Genomic DNA, 13,921 nt, shown 5'->3' on the forward strand with positions numbered 1-13,921 from the left:
GCCGATGGGATGTAAGTTAACGCCAGCTTGGATGCACGGAAACGTGCTCAGGCGACATCTGTTTCCACCCAGGCGCTGTCCGGGCGCCTTCAGGAACTCCGAGCGGGCTTTGCGGCTCACAACAGAACCGCACCTGCCACGGGGCCGGACCCTGCCATCACCTGAGGAGTGTCACCGATGCGCTACACCCACCTGCTTGCCGTTGCCGCCACCCTTTCCGTCAGCCTGTCGGCCGCCGCCGCCCAATGGGGGCCGGGCGAGCGCGAGCGTTTCGTCCAGGACTGCGCCGCCGGCGCCCAGGCCCAGGTGGCCGGGGACAAACTGCAGAAATACTGCGGCTGTGCTGCCGACAAGGTCGGTGCCGAGTTCAGCCAGGCCGAGCTGGACGAGCTGAAGAACCAGACCACCCCGCTGCCCAAGCCCACCCACGAGCGCCTGATCAAGGTCACCAACCAGTGCCTGGCGCACCTCAACTGACCCCATCCCCCGGGCCTGGCCGCCGGCCGGGCCCTCTCCCAGCGTTCCGTATCCGCACTCCCGCGTAGAAAACCGACGCGTCGCCACTCGGGCGCTGCGTCTGCACGCGTCCGCTGTGCCTGTGGGTATCAGGGGCGGGCGGCGCTGGCGAACCGGAGGTGGCGCCAGGCCGCAGGGGGAGGGGTCAGTTGAAGACCGGGCGGAAGAAGCTGCGCTCGTAGCTGAGGATGCAGCGGGTCTGCTCTGCATAGGCGAAGGCCGCCTGGCAGTCGGCATCCTGCATCGACTGGGCGCGGTAGGTCTCGTAGGCGGCCAGGCTGGGGAAGGTGAACATCGCCATGGCGACGTTGTTGGCGCCCTCGGATGGCAGGAAGTAGCCGTGGTGCTGGCCGCCGAACTTCTCCACCAGCGGAATCCACAGGCGCCCGTAGTGCTCGAACTCGGCGAGCTTGTAGGGATCGATGATGTAGCGCAGGTAGCAGGTGACCATGGGGCGTCCTTTTCATTGGGCGATTGCCTGGGAGCCGGCACGCTAGCCAGTGCCCCGGCGGCTTGTCCAGCGCGCCGGCATCCACAGCCTGTCCGGGCCACTGTGCTGCGCTGTGGGCAAGTGGGGGAATGGACAACCTTTCCGCAAACCCTCAAAGGCCTCGCCAGGCTTGGGTCATGACGATCTATCCACAGGCTGTGAACAAGGCCGTGCACAGTTTCTGTGGGCAAGCACCGGCTGCAACCCGCTGATACTGCTCAAGAAATGTACGAAGCCCGGGAAGCCTCGCCATGCCTGGTGCGGCGCCAGCGCTCTACAGGTTATCCACAGGGTGCTCCACGCTTTGTGGGGATCACCCACCCACGCGTGTTCATCCATCGCCTCTCCGTCGCGCCGGCGGCCATGTCCCGTGGCGTCATCTGCTGTTCCCATCGCGTCGTCGCTTTTGGCAAAGACGGCGCTGCCTGGCGGCGCCGCGCCCTGTCGCCCCGGAGGCAAGGTGGCCGCTGAAAGCGCCGTGTCGCGGGCCGGGTCGTTTGAGCATTTGGACGTCGTAAACAGGCAAGTCACCCCCCAGGCGTTTTCGCACAATCGGTCGCAACAGGCCCGGTCAGGCCGGAGATTCCGGCGCTGGCGCCCCCGGTGGAAACACCGGTGGGCGCTTGCCGCGATGGCTCCCGACCAGCCCCCCAAACCCCGTGCGACAGCCGCACCGCAGGAGATCAGCGATGTTCAGCAAGCAAGACCGAATCCAGGGCTACGACGACGAACTGTTCAGCGCGATGCAGGAAGAAGCGCACCGACAGGAAGACCACATCGAGCTGATCGCCTCCGAGAACTACACCAGCCAGCGGGTGATGGAAGCCCAGGGCAGCGGCCTGACCAACAAGTACGCCGAAGGCTACCCGGGCAAGCGCTACTACGGTGGCTGCGAATTCGTCGACAAGGTGGAGCAGCTGGCCATCGACCGCGCCAAGGAGCTGTTCGGCGCCGACTACGCCAACGTCCAGCCGCACTCCGGCTCCTCCGCCAACAGCGCCGTCTACCTGGCCCTGCTCAATGCCGGCGACACCCTGCTGGGCATGAGCCTGGCCCACGGCGGCCACCTTACCCACGGCGCCAAGGTGTCCTCCTCCGGCAAGCTGTACAACGCCGTGCAGTACGGCCTGGACCCGGCCACCGGCCTGATCGACTACGACGAAGTCGAGCGCCTGGCCGTGGAGCACAAGCCGAAGATGATCGTCGCCGGCTTCTCCGCCTACTCCAAGACCCTCGACTTCCCGCGCTTCCGCGCCATCGCCGACAAGGTCGGGGCGCTGCTGTTCGTCGACATGGCCCACGTCGCCGGCCTGGTGGCCGCCGGCCTGTACCCGAACCCGCTGCCCTACGCCGACGTGGTCACCACCACCACCCACAAGACCCTGCGCGGCCCGCGCGGTGGCCTGATCCTCGCGCGCAAGAACGAAGAGATCGAGAAGAAGCTCAACTCCGCCGTGTTCCCCGGCGCCCAGGGCGGCCCGCTGATGCACGTCATCGCCGCCAAGGCCGTGTGCTTCAAGGAAGCGCTGGAGCCCGGCTTCAAGACCTACCAGGCCCAGGTCATCAAGAACGCCCAGGCCATGGCCAAGGTGTTCATCGAGCGTGGCTATGACGTGGTCTCCGGCGGCACCGACAACCACCTGTTCCTGGTCAGCCTGATCAAGCAGGGCCTGACCGGCAAGGACGCCGACGCCGCCCTCGGTCGCGCCGGCATCACCGTGAACAAGAATGCGGTGCCCAACGACCCGCAGTCGCCCTTCGTCACCTCCGGCGTGCGCATCGGCACCCCGGCCATCACCACCCGCGGCTTCAAGGAAGCCCAGTCCACCGAACTCGCCGGCTGGATCTGCGACATCCTCGACCACCTCGGCGACGCCGACGTGGAAGCCCAGGTGGCCCGGCAGGTGGCGGCGCTCTGCGCCGACTTCCCCGTCTACCGCTGATCCAGGAGTCCGAGCATGCAACGTTATTCCGGCTTCGGCCTGTTCAAGCACTCCCTGAGCCATCACGAGAACTGGCAGCGCATGTGGCGCAACCCCACGCCCAAGCCGGTCTATGACGTGATCGTGGTGGGCGGCGGTGGCCATGGCCTGGCCACGGCCTACTACCTGGCCAAGGAATTCGGCGTGAAGAACGTCGCGGTGGTGGAGAAGGGCTGGCTGGGCGGCGGCAACACCGCGCGCAACACCACCATCGTCCGCTCCAACTACCTGTGGGACGAGGCGGCGCACCTCTACGAGCACGCCATGAAGCTGTGGGAAGGCCTGTCCCAGGACCTGAACTACAACGTGATGTTCTCCCAGCGTGGCGTCTACAACCTCTGCCACACCCTGCAGGACATGCGTGACGCCGAGCGCCGCGTCAGTGCCAACCGCCTCAACGGTGTGGACGGCGAACTGCTCAACGCCCGCCAGGTGGCCGAGGAGATCCCCTACCTGGACTGCAGCACGAACACCCGCTACCCGATCCTCGGCTCCACCGTGCAGCGCCGTGGCGGCGTGGCCCGCCACGACGCCGTGGCCTGGGGCTTCGCCCGCGCCGCCGACGCCCTGGGCGTCGACCTGCTGCAGAACACCGAGGTGATCGGCTTCCGCAAGCAGGATGGCGCGGTCATCGGGGTCGAGACCAACCGCGGCTTCATCGGCGCCAAGCGCGTCGGCGTGGTCACCGCCGGCAACTCCGGGCACATGGCCAAGCTCGCCGGCTTCCGCCTGCCGCTGGAATCCCACCCGCTGCAGGCCCTGGTGTCCGAGCCGATCAAGCCGATCATCCACAGCGTGATCATGTCCAACGCCGTGCACGGCTACATCAGCCAGTCCGACAAGGGCGACCTGGTCATCGGCGCCGGCATCGACGGCTACAACGGCTACGGCCAGCGCGGCTCCTACCCGACCATCGAGCACACCCTGCAGGCCATCGTCGAGATGTTCCCGGTGCTGTCGCGCGTGCGCATGAACCGCCAGTGGGGCGGCATCGTCGACACCACCCCCGACGCCTGCCCGATCATCGCCAAGACGCCGGTGAAGAACCTGTTCTTCAACTGCGGCTGGGGCACCGGCGGCTTCAAGGCCACCCCCGGCTCGGGCAACGTCTTCGCCGCCAGCCTGGCCGCCGGCGAGATGCACCCGCTGGCCAAGCCCTTCTCCATCGAACGTTTCCACAACGGCGCACTGATCGACGAGCACGGCGCCGCTGCCGTGGCTCACTAAGGAGACCCGCCATGCTGCACATCTTCTGTCCCCACTGCGGCGAGCTGCGCTCCGAAGAGGAATTCCACGCCAAGGGCCAGGCGCACATCCCGCGCCCGCTGGACCCGGGCGCCTGCACCGACGAGGAGTGGGGCGACTACATGTTCTTCCGCGACAACCCCCGTGGCCTGCACCACGAGTTGTGGGTGCACGCGGCCGGCTGCCGTCGCTACTTCAACGTCACCCGCCACACCGTGACCTACGAAATCCTCGAAACCTACAAGATCGGTGAGAAGCCCAGCATCACCGAAGCCACCACCGGCGAGAAGAAAGCAGCGCCTGCAGGAGTAACGGCATGAGCCAGGTCAACCGCCTTCCCAAGGGGGGCCGCGTCGAGCGTGGCCAGCCCCTGACCTTCACCTTCAACGGCCAGAACTACCAGGGCTACGCCGGCGACACCCTCGCCTCGGCCCTGCTGGCCAACGGCGTGGACGTCGTCGGTCGCTCCTTCAAGTATTCCCGCCCGCGCGGCATCGTCGCCGCCGGTGCCGAAGAGCCCAATGCCATCCTCCAGCTGGGCTCCACCGAACAGGCCCAGGTGCCGAACATCCGCGCCACCCAGCAGGCCCTGTACGGCGGCCTGGTGGCCAGCAGCACCAACGGCTGGCCGAGCGTCAACACCGACCTGATGGGCATCCTCGGCAAGGTCGGCGGCGGCATGATGCCGCCCGGGTTCTACTACAAGACCTTCATGTACCCGCAGAACCTGTGGCTGACCTACGAGAAGTACATCCGCAAGGCCGCCGGCCTGGGCCGTTCGCCCACCGAAGTGGACCCGGACATCTACGACCACCTCAACCAGCACTGCGACGTGCTGGTGGTCGGTGCCGGCCCCGCCGGCCTGGCTGCCGCCCTGGCGGCCGGTCGTAGCGGCGCCCGCGTGATCCTCGCCGACGAGCAGGAAGAGTTCGGCGGCAGCCTGCTGGACACCCGCGAAACCCTGGACGGCAAGCCCGCCGCCGAGTGGGTCGCCAAGGCCCTGGCCGAACTGGCCAGCCTGCCGGAGGTGACCCTGCTGCCGCGCGCCACGGTGAACGGCTACCACGACCACAACTTCCTCACCATCCACCAGCGCCTCACCGACCACCTGGGTGAAGTCGCCCCCCGTGGCCAGGCGCGCCACCGCGTCCACCGCGTGCGCGCCAAGCGCGTGGTGCTGGCCGCCGGCGCCCACGAGCGGCCGCTGGTGTATGCCAACAACGACGTCCCCGGCAACATGCTGGCCGGAGCCGTCTCCACCTACGTCAACCGCTACGGCGTGGCCCCCGGCCGCGAACTGGTGCTGTCCACCAACAACGACTACGCCTACCGCGTGGTGCTGGACTGGCTGGACGCCGGGCAGAAAGTGGTCGCCGTCGCCGACGCCCGCAGCAACCCGCGCGGCGCCTGGGTCGAGGAAGCCCGCGCCCGTGGCGTGCGCATCCTCACCGGCAGCGCCGTGGTCGAGTGCCGTGGCAGCAAGCGCGTCACCGGTGCCCGCATCTGCGCCATCGACGTCAAGGGCCACCGCGTCACCAGCCCCGGCGAAGTGGTGGACTGCGACCTGATCGTCAGCTCCGGCGGCTACAGCCCCGTGGTGCACCTGGCCTCCCACCTGGGCGGCAAGCCCACCTGGCGTGAAGACATCCTGGCCTTCGTGCCCAGCGAGGGCGGCTTCCAGAAGCGCCTGTGCGCCGGTGCCGTGAACGGCGTCTTCGGCCTCGGCGACGTCCTCGCCGACGGCTACGAGGCCGGTGCCAAGGCCGCTGCCGAAGCCGGCTTCAAGCCGGTGGAAGGCGTCGTGCCCAAGGCCGCCATCCGTCACGAGGAGCCCACCCTGGCGCTGTTCCAGGTGCCCCACGACAAGTCCACCGCCCGCGCGCCCAAGCAGTTCGTCGACCTGCAGAACGACGTCACCGCCGCCGGCATCGAGCTGGCCACCCGCGAGGGCTTCGAATCGGTCGAGCACGTCAAGCGCTACACCGCGCTGGGCTTCGGCACCGACCAGGGCAAGCTGGGCAACATCAACGGCCTGGCCATCGCCGCCCGTTCGATGGGCATCAGCGTCGCCGAGATGGGCACCACCATGTTCCGCCCGAACTACACCCCGGTGACCTTCGGCGCCGTGGCCGGGCGTCACTGCGGCCACCTGTTCGATCCCAAGCGCTACACCGCCATGCACAGCTGGCACCTGGCCCAGGGCGCCGAGTTCGAGGACGTCGGCCAGTGGAAGCGCCCCTGGTACTTCCCGAAGAACGGCGAGGACCTGCACGCCGCCGTGGCCCGCGAATGCAAGGCCGTGCGCGAGAGCGTGGGCATCCTCGATGCCTCCACCCTCGGCAAGATCGACATCCAGGGCCCGGACGCCCGTGAGTTCCTCAACCGTGTCTACACCAACGCATGGACCAAGCTGGACGTGGGCAAGGCCCGCTACGGCCTGATGTGCAAGGAAGACGGCATGGTCTTCGACGACGGCGTCACCGCCTGCGTCGGCGACAACCACTTCATCATGACCACCACCACCGGCGGCGCCGCCCGCGTCATGGAGTGGCTGGAGCTGTACCACCAGACCGAGTGGCCGGAGATGAAGGTGTACTTCACCTCGGTCACCGACCACTGGGCCACCATGACCCTGTCCGGCCCCAACAGCCGCAAGCTGCTGGCCGAGGTCACCGACATCGACCTGGACAAGGACGCCTTCCCCTTCATGAGCTGGAAGGAAGGCAAGGTGGGGGGCGTACCGGCGCGGGTGTTCCGCATCTCCTTCACCGGCGAGCTGTCCTATGAAGTGAACGTGCAGGCCGACTACGCCCTGGGCGTGTGGAAGCAGCTGATCGAGGCCGGCAAGAAGTACAACCTGACCCCCTACGGCACCGAGACCATGCACGTGCTGCGGGCCGAGAAGGGTTTCATCATCGTCGGCCAGGACACCGACGGCTCGGTCACCCCGGACGACCTGGGCATGGGCTGGTGCGTCGGCCGCAACAAGCCGTTCTCCTGGATCGGCTGGCGCGGCATGAATCGCGAGGACTGCCTGCGCGAGGACCGCAAGCAACTGGTGGGCCTCAAGCCGCTGGACCCGAACAAGGTCCTGCCGGAAGGCGCGCAGCTGGTGTTCGATCCCAAGCAGTCCATCCCGATGAAGATGGTCGGCCACGTCACCTCCAGCTACATGAGCGCCAGCCTGGGCCATTCCTTCGCCCTGGCCGTGGTCAAGGGCGGCCTCAAGCGCATGGGCGAGCGGGTCTTCGCCCCTCTGGCCGATGGCAGCGTGATCGAAGCCGAAATCTGCAGCTCCGTGTTCTATGACCCGAAAGGGGATCGCCAGAATGTCTAACGTCAACGTCTACGAACAACGCCCGGGCAACATCCAGGGCGAGTCGCCCCTGCACCACGCCGGCCTCGACGAGCTGGCGCGCAAGGGCAAGGCCAGCGCCGGTGTCGTGCTGCGCGAGAAGAAGCTGCTGGGTCACCTGGTGATCCGTGGCGAAGCCAGCGACCCGGCCTTCGCCGGCGGCGTGCACAAGGCCCTGGGCCTGGAGCTGCCGGTGGCGCTGACCCTGGTGGCCAACGGCGACACCTCGCTGCAGTGGCTGGGCCCGGACGAGTGGCTGCTGATCGTCCCCGGTGGCCAGGAGTTCGCCACCGAGCAACGCCTGCGCGAGGCGCTGGACGGCCAGCACATCGCCGTGGTCAACGTCAGCGGCGGCCAGACCCTGCTGGAATTGAGCGGGCCGAAGGTGCGCGAGCTGCTGATGAAGTCCACCTCCTACGACGTGCACCCGAGCAACTTCCCGGTGGGCAAGGCGGTGGGCACCCACTTTGCCAAGGCCACGGCGGTGATCCGCCACACCGGCGAGGACACCTGGGAACTGGTGGTGCGCCGCAGCTTCTCCGACTACCTCTGGCTCTGGCTGCAGGACGCCAGCGCCGAGTACGGGCTGGCGATCAAGGCGTGAGATGGAGGGTGGACGGCGCCGTTGCCGTCCATCGCAGGCCAGCGCAGGTGGAGGGGTGAAGCGTTCTCCCCCCTGCGCCCCCTGACAGCACGGATTACCGAGGCCCCGACATGAGCCGCACCCCCGATACCTGGATCCTCACCGCCCACTGCCCCAGCGTGCTCGGCACGGTGGACGCGGTGACCGGCTACCTGTTCGAGCAGCGCTGCTACGTCACCGAGCACCATTCGTTCGATGACCGGTTGTCCGCGCGCTTCTTCATCCGCGTCGAGTTCCGCCAGCCCGACGGCTTCGACGAGGCCGCCTTCCGTGCCGGCCTGGCCGCCCGCGTGGCGCCCTTCGACATGCAGGTGGAACTGACCCCGCCGGGCTACCGCGCCAAGGTGGTGATCATGGTCTCCAAGGCCGACCACTGCCTGCATGACCTGCTCTACCGCCAGCGCATCGGCCAACTGGCGATGGACGTGATGGCCGTGGTGTCCAACCACCCCGACCTGGAGCCGCTGGCCCGCTGGCACGGCATCCCCTACCACCACTTCCCCCTCGACCCCAACGACAAGCCCGCCCAGGAGCGGCGCGTGCTGCAGGTGATCGAGGACACCGGTGCCGAGCTGGTGGTGCTCGCCCGCTACATGCAGGTGCTGTCGCCCGAGCTGTGCCGGCGCCTGGATGGCTGGGCCATCAACATCCACCACTCCCTGCTGCCCGGTTTCAAGGGCGCCAAGCCCTACCACCAGGCCTACCAGAAGGGGGTCAAGCTGGTGGGCGCCACGGCCCACTACATCAACAACGACCTGGACGAGGGCCCGATCATCACCCAGGGCGTCGAACCGGTGGACCACGCCCATTACCCAGAGGACCTGGTGGCCAAGGGGCGTGACATCGAATGCCTGACCCTGGCCAAGGCGGTGGGCTACCACATCGAGCGCCGCGTGTTCCTCAACGCCAACCGCACCGTGGTGCTCTGAACCAGCAGACGTGGCCCGGGCCCCGACCCGGGCGCGTGCCAGATCCCGGACGTGCGTCCGGCTACAGATTTCGGCAGCCGCCCTGCCAGTTCCACCCGGCGGCTCCGGCAACAGACACAAGCTCCAGTACAAGGCCGCGTGGCCCAGGCCGCGCCTTTGTATCCACAACAACAAAGGAGATTCATGCATGTCTGGTAATCGTGGTGTCGTTTATCTCGGAGCGGGCAAGGTCGAAGTGCAGAAGATCGACTACCCGAAGATGCAGGACCCCCGTGGCAGGAAGATCGAGCACGGCGTGATCCTGAAGGTCGTCTCCACCAACATCTGCGGCTCGGACCAGCACATGGTGCGCGGCCGTACCACCGCCCAGGTCGGCCTGGTGCTCGGCCACGAAATCACCGGCGAGGTGGTGGAGAAGGGCAGCGACGTCGAGAACCTGAAGATCGGTGACCTGGTGTCCGTGCCCTTCAACGTCGCCTGCGGCCGTTGCCGCTCCTGCAAGGAGATGCACACCGGCGTCTGCCTGACCGTCAACCCGGCCCGCGCCGGCGGCGCCTACGGCTACGTCGACATGGGCGACTGGACCGGTGGCCAGGCCGAGTACGTGCTGGTGCCCTACGCCGACTTCAACCTGCTGAAGCTGCCCGAGCGCGACAAGGCGATGGAGAAGATCCGCGACCTGACCTGCCTCTCCGACATACTCCCCACCGGCTACCACGGCGCCGTCACCGCCGGCGTCGGCCCGGGCTCCACCGTCTACGTGGCCGGTGCCGGCCCGGTGGGCCTCGCCGCTGCCGCCTCCGCCCGCCTGCTGGGCGCGGCCGTGGTCATCGTCGGCGACGTCAACCCGGTGCGCCTGGCCCACGCCAAGGCCGTCGGTTTCGAGATCGCCGACCTGTCCAAGGACACCCCGCTGCACGAGCAGATCGCCGACCTGCTGGGCGAGCCGGAAGTGGATTGCGCCGTCGACGCCGTGGGCTTCGAAGCCCGTGGCCACGGCCATGCCGGTGCCCAGCACGAGGCCCCGGCCACCGTGCTCAACTCGCTGATGCAGGTCACCCGCGTGGCCGGCAAGATCGGCATCCCCGGCCTCTACGTCACCGAAGACCCGGGCGCCGTGGACGCCGCCGCCAAGATCGGCAGCCTGAGCATCCGTTTCGGCCTCGGCTGGGCCAAGTCCCACAGCTTCCACACCGGCCAGACCCCGGTGATGAAATACAACCGCCAGCTCATGCAGGCCATCATGTGGGACCGCATCAACATTGCCGAAGTGGTGGGCGTGCAGGTCATCAGCCTGGATGACGCGCCCCGTGGCTACGGCGAGTTCGATGCCGGCGTGCCGAAGAAATTCGTCATCGACCCGCACAAGACCTTCAGCGCCGCCTGAGTCCTGAGCCGCAACCCCTGGTGCTGCGTTCTACCGGCGCAGTACCTGTCCTTCGAGGAGCCATGACGGCTCCTCTTTTTTATGGGTGGCTGACAGGAGGGCGCCCGGGCGTTCGCCCGGGGCTGCGGTCAACGCACCAGGTGCAGGAACTGCAGGTGCCGCTCGTACTGGTCGAGCATGTCGTCGATCACCTGCTGGCGGCTGTAGCCCACCAGGTCGTAGTCCTGGCTGCCCTCGGCCAGGTGCACCTCGGCGCGGTAGTAGCGGCGGTTCTGGCGGTTGCGCGCGTCCAGCCCGGCGACGGCGAAGGACGGCGTGAAGTAGCCGCGCATCACCACCCGGTAGAGGAACGGGTGTTCCTCGCCATGGCCCACTTCCAGGCTCAGGCTGGCGCCGGCCGGGTCCATGTGGGTTTCCACCGTCAGGCCACGGGTGCGGAACTGCTCGGCAAGGGCTTCCATGGCCGGTCGCACCTGCTCCTCCATGAAGCGGTACACCTCGTCCCGCGAGGGGAAGTGCACCGCCTGGGCCAGGCGCTGGCGCCAGCCGCTGCGGCGCCGGGGCGAGCGCTGGTCCACCGGCGAGGGCGCATGCAGGCGGGCGCGCTGGCGCTGGGATTCCAGGTAGAAGGCCTTGTGCAGCCCCCACATCATCAGCAGCAGGATCAGCGAGAAGGGCAGGGAGGTGAGCACCACCGCCGACTTCAGCGCGTCGATGCTGCCGGCGAACAGCAGGCCGATGGTGATCAGCGCGGTCAGTGCGCCCCAGAACACCCGCAGCCAGCGCGGGCCGTCCTCGTCCACCGCGCCACCCCGGGAGGAGAGGGTGGAGAGCACCACGGTGCCCGAGTCGGCGGAGGTGACGAAGAACACGAAGCTGATGAACACCGTCACGGCGATCACCGCGCGGCTCCAAGGATAGCTTTCCAGCAGGTGGTAGATGGCCATGGACGGTTCGTTCACCGCCACCGTGGCCAGGTCGCTGGCGCCGCTGAAGACCTGCTCCAGGGCGCTGTTGCCGAAGATCGACATCCACGCCAGGGTGAAACCCAGGGGAATGAACAGCACGCCGAAGACGAACTCGCGGATCGTCCGGCCACGGGAAATCCGCGCGATGAACAGCCCGACGAAGGGCGCCCAGGCGATCCACCAGGCCCAGTAGAACACCGTCCAGTCGCCCAGCCAGCGGGTGCCGCCGTCGTAGGCGTAGAGGTCGAAGCTCTTGGTCGGCAGCGCACCCAGGTAGTCGCCCAGGTTCTGCACCAGCATGTTCAGCAGGTGCTGGGTGGGCCCGGCGAAGAGCACGAACAGCAGCAGCGAGCAGGCCAGCAGCATGTTGACGTCGGACATCACCCGCACGCCCTTCTCCACGCCGCTGACGGCCACGATCACGGCGGCGCCCATCATCAGCACGATCAGCGCCACCTGCACCCACTGGTCGTGGGGGATGCCGAACAGGTAGTCCAGGCCGGCATTGAGGTGCAGCACGCCGAAGCCCATGTCGGCGCCCAGGCCGAACACCGTGGCGATGATGCCGAAGGCGTCCACGGTGTAGCCGATGGGGCCGTTGATGCGCTTGCCGATCAGCGGGTACAGCGCTGAGCGTAGGGCCAGCGGCAGGTTGTGGCGGTAGGCGAAGTAGGCCAGGGCCATGGCCACCAGGGCGAACACCCCCCAGCCGTGCAGGCCCCAGTGCAGGAACAGCAGCTGCATGGCCTGGCGCGCGGCTTCGCTGCCGCCGGCCTCGCCCTTGGGCGGCTGGGCGAAGTGGGTCAGCGGCTCCGACACGCAGAAGAAGAACAGGGTGATGCTGATGCCGGCGGCGAACAGCATGCCGGCCCAGGACAGGTAGCTGAACTCGGGCTCGTCGTGGTCGGCACCGAGCTTGATCCGGCCATAGCCGGACAGCGCGGTGACCACCACGAAGACCAGGTACAGCGTCATCGCCAGCAGGTAGTACCAGCCGACGCTGCCGGAGGCCCAGGCCTGGGCGCGGGCGAGCCATTCACCGGCCTGTTCGGCGAACAGGGTGGCGGCCAGGCCGAAGATGAGGACGAAGGCCGCCGAGCCGATCAGCACCGGGGCGTTCATACGCAGGGACGGGGTGGAAACTTGGGTCGAGGTGTTCACAGGGTTCCCCCTGCGTGGGTGGTCGAGGGTGTCGGCAAGCGGCATCTCCTTTAACGCGGATTCGGGCATTCGGGTGAGAGTGCGGGAGCGGGGACGGGGTTCCTTTTAAATTGATCGGGCGTTCAATATAAACACGCTAAAGCGCGTCAACGCCAATGGCGGCGCGCTCTACAGCCATTTCAGACAAGGCTTCAGGCCGGGTGGTACGGGGGCTGCGACGCTTCGTCGGAAAGCGCAGCGGGGCGGGCCGGGCGGGCGCCCGGCCGCGAGGGTCAGCCGTGCAGTTCGCTGCGCAACTGGTGGATGCGGGCGTCCTTCTCGGACCACAGGCGGCTCACCCAGTCCTGCAGGTGCTGGCGGAACACCGGGTCGTTCTCGTAGTCGCCCTGCCAGAGGGACGGGTCGAGGTCGCGGGTCTGGATGTCGACGATCACCCATGGCACCTGGCCTGACACCAGGGCCCAGAAGCCCGGCACCTGCTGGCCGGGGTAGATCAGCGTGACGTCGAGGATCGCATCCAGCTGCTCACCCAGGGTCGCCAGCACGAAGGCCACGCCGCCCGCCTTGGGCTTGAGCAGGTAGCGGTAGGGGGAGCCCTGCTGGGCCTGCTTGGCAGGGGTGAAGCGGGTGCCTTCCAGGTAGTTCACCACGGTGACCGGCAGGCGCTTGAACTTCTCGCAGGCAGCCTTGGTGATCTCCAGGTCCTTGCCCTTCATCTCCGGGTGCTTCGCCAGGAAGGCCTTGGAGTAGCGCTTCATGAAGGGGTAGTCCAGCGCCCAGAACGCCAGGCCGATGAAGGGCACCCATATCAGTTCCTGCTTCAGGAAGAACTTGAAGTAGGGTGCCTTGCGGTTGAAGGCCTGAACCAGCGCGGGGATGTCCACCCAGGACTGGTGGTTGGACACCACCAGGTAGGAGGTGTCGTTGCGCAGGCCGTCGCCGCCACGGATGTCCCAGCGGGTGGGGGTGAGCAGGGCGAAGATGCGCTTGCAGTTCTCCGCCCAGGCCTCGGCGATGCCCATCACCGCACGGGAGCAGGCGTCCTTGAGGGCCTGGCCGGGGAGCACCAGCTTGAGCAGGGCGATCAGCAGCATCGGGCCGATCAGGGCCAGGGTGTTGATCAGCACGAGGAGGATGGTGGTGATACCGGTCAGCAGCGCCCTCATGGGTCCATGGCTCCTTGGCCTGTGGGTGGCGTTGCCATGATACGCAGGCGTGAACGGCTGCCAAGACACTCATCCCCTT

At 67.6% G+C, this 13,921-nt stretch carries 11 protein-coding genes; 8 read left to right on the forward strand and 3 right to left on the reverse strand.

Annotation, left to right across the window (positions count from 1 at the left end; translation table 11 throughout):
• Nucleotides 1–177: 177 nt before the first annotated feature.
• Nucleotides 178–477 (forward strand): hypothetical protein, encoded by a 300-nt coding sequence (locus tag RTK35_RS29265; RefSeq protein ID WP_044409151.1) that lies wholly within the window; start codon nt 178–180, stop codon nt 475–477.
• A gap of 184 nt (nt 478–661) precedes the next feature.
• Here the strand turns inward: RTK35_RS29265 and RTK35_RS29270 are convergent, their stop codons facing one another.
• Complete coding sequence (locus RTK35_RS29270) at nt 662–967, reverse strand: NIPSNAP family protein (RefSeq protein ID WP_107331324.1); 306 nt, start codon at nt 965–967, stop codon at nt 662–664.
• Between the two features lie 728 nt (nt 968–1,695).
• Between RTK35_RS29270 and glyA the strand changes: the two genes are divergently transcribed.
• From glyA to fdhA, 7 genes are all read left to right on the forward strand, one after another.
• Entirely contained in the window at nt 1,696–2,949 is a 1,254-nt protein-coding gene (glyA, locus tag RTK35_RS29275) for a serine hydroxymethyltransferase (RefSeq protein WP_069559108.1), read from the forward strand.
• A gap of 15 nt (nt 2,950–2,964) precedes the next feature.
• A complete protein-coding gene (locus RTK35_RS29280; RefSeq protein ID WP_309041572.1) occupies nt 2,965–4,215 on the forward strand; it encodes a sarcosine oxidase subunit beta family protein in 1,251 nt (416 codons plus the stop codon).
• A gap of 11 nt (nt 4,216–4,226) precedes the next feature.
• A complete protein-coding gene (locus RTK35_RS29285; RefSeq protein WP_044409140.1) occupies nt 4,227–4,553 on the forward strand; it encodes a sarcosine oxidase subunit delta in 327 nt (108 codons plus the stop codon).
• Nucleotides 4,550–7,570: a sarcosine oxidase subunit alpha gene (locus RTK35_RS29290; protein WP_074967325.1), complete on the forward strand. Its 3,021-nt coding sequence runs from the start codon at nt 4,550–4,552 to the stop codon at nt 7,568–7,570. Before RTK35_RS29285 ends, RTK35_RS29290 begins: the two co-directional genes overlap by 4 nt.
• Complete coding sequence (locus tag RTK35_RS29295) at nt 7,563–8,192, forward strand: sarcosine oxidase subunit gamma (protein ID WP_044409134.1); 630 nt, start codon at nt 7,563–7,565, stop codon at nt 8,190–8,192. The genes RTK35_RS29290 and RTK35_RS29295 overlap by 8 nt, the downstream gene beginning before the upstream one ends.
• A gap of 110 nt (nt 8,193–8,302) precedes the next feature.
• Nucleotides 8,303–9,160, forward strand: a complete 858-nt coding sequence (gene purU / locus RTK35_RS29300) for a formyltetrahydrofolate deformylase (protein ID WP_044409131.1) — start codon at nt 8,303–8,305, stop codon at nt 9,158–9,160.
• Nucleotides 9,161–9,347: 187 nt separating this feature from the next.
• Entirely contained in the window at nt 9,348–10,547 is a 1,200-nt protein-coding gene (gene fdhA / locus RTK35_RS29305; protein WP_044409128.1) for a formaldehyde dehydrogenase, glutathione-independent, read from the forward strand.
• A 128-nt stretch (nt 10,548–10,675) separates the two neighbouring features.
• Here the strand turns inward: fdhA and betT are convergent, their stop codons facing one another.
• Together betT and RTK35_RS29315 are read right to left on the reverse strand one after the other, a co-directional pair.
• The gene (gene betT, locus RTK35_RS29310) at nt 10,676–12,637 is read right to left on the reverse strand and encodes a choline BCCT transporter BetT (RefSeq protein WP_236212461.1); all 1,962 of its coding nucleotides are present in this window, start codon (nt 12,635–12,637) and stop codon (nt 10,676–10,678) included.
• Nucleotides 12,638–12,948: 311 nt separating this feature from the next.
• On the reverse strand, nt 12,949–13,842 hold the full coding sequence (locus RTK35_RS29315; protein WP_142012704.1) for an acyltransferase: 894 nt from the start codon (nt 13,840–13,842) through the stop codon (nt 12,949–12,951).
• Nucleotides 13,843–13,921: the final 79 nt, after the last annotated feature.

The organism is Pseudomonas sp. zfem003 (assembly GCF_032621675.1).
Lineage (GTDB): Bacteria > Pseudomonadota > Gammaproteobacteria > Pseudomonadales > Pseudomonadaceae > Metapseudomonas > Metapseudomonas otitidis.

Coding starts and splice junctions, on each gene's coding strand:
- RTK35_RS29265 (WP_044409151.1), top strand. CDS start 178: ATGCGCTACACCCACCTGCTTGCCGTTGCCGCCACCCTTTCCGTCAGC.
- RTK35_RS29270 (WP_107331324.1), bottom strand. CDS start 967: ATGGTCACCTGCTACCTGCGCTACATCATCGATCCCTACAAGCTCGCC.
- glyA (WP_069559108.1), top strand. CDS start 1,696: ATGTTCAGCAAGCAAGACCGAATCCAGGGCTACGACGACGAACTGTTC.
- RTK35_RS29280 (WP_309041572.1), top strand. CDS start 2,965: ATGCAACGTTATTCCGGCTTCGGCCTGTTCAAGCACTCCCTGAGCCAT.
- RTK35_RS29285 (WP_044409140.1), top strand. CDS start 4,227: ATGCTGCACATCTTCTGTCCCCACTGCGGCGAGCTGCGCTCCGAAGAG.
- RTK35_RS29290 (WP_074967325.1), top strand. CDS start 4,550: ATGAGCCAGGTCAACCGCCTTCCCAAGGGGGGCCGCGTCGAGCGTGGC.
- RTK35_RS29295 (WP_044409134.1), top strand. CDS start 7,563: ATGTCTAACGTCAACGTCTACGAACAACGCCCGGGCAACATCCAGGGC.
- purU (WP_044409131.1), top strand. CDS start 8,303: ATGAGCCGCACCCCCGATACCTGGATCCTCACCGCCCACTGCCCCAGC.
- fdhA (WP_044409128.1), top strand. CDS start 9,348: ATGTCTGGTAATCGTGGTGTCGTTTATCTCGGAGCGGGCAAGGTCGAA.
- betT (WP_236212461.1), bottom strand. CDS start 12,637: ATGAACGCCCCGGTGCTGATCGGCTCGGCGGCCTTCGTCCTCATCTTC.
- RTK35_RS29315 (WP_142012704.1), bottom strand. CDS start 13,842: ATGAGGGCGCTGCTGACCGGTATCACCACCATCCTCCTCGTGCTGATC.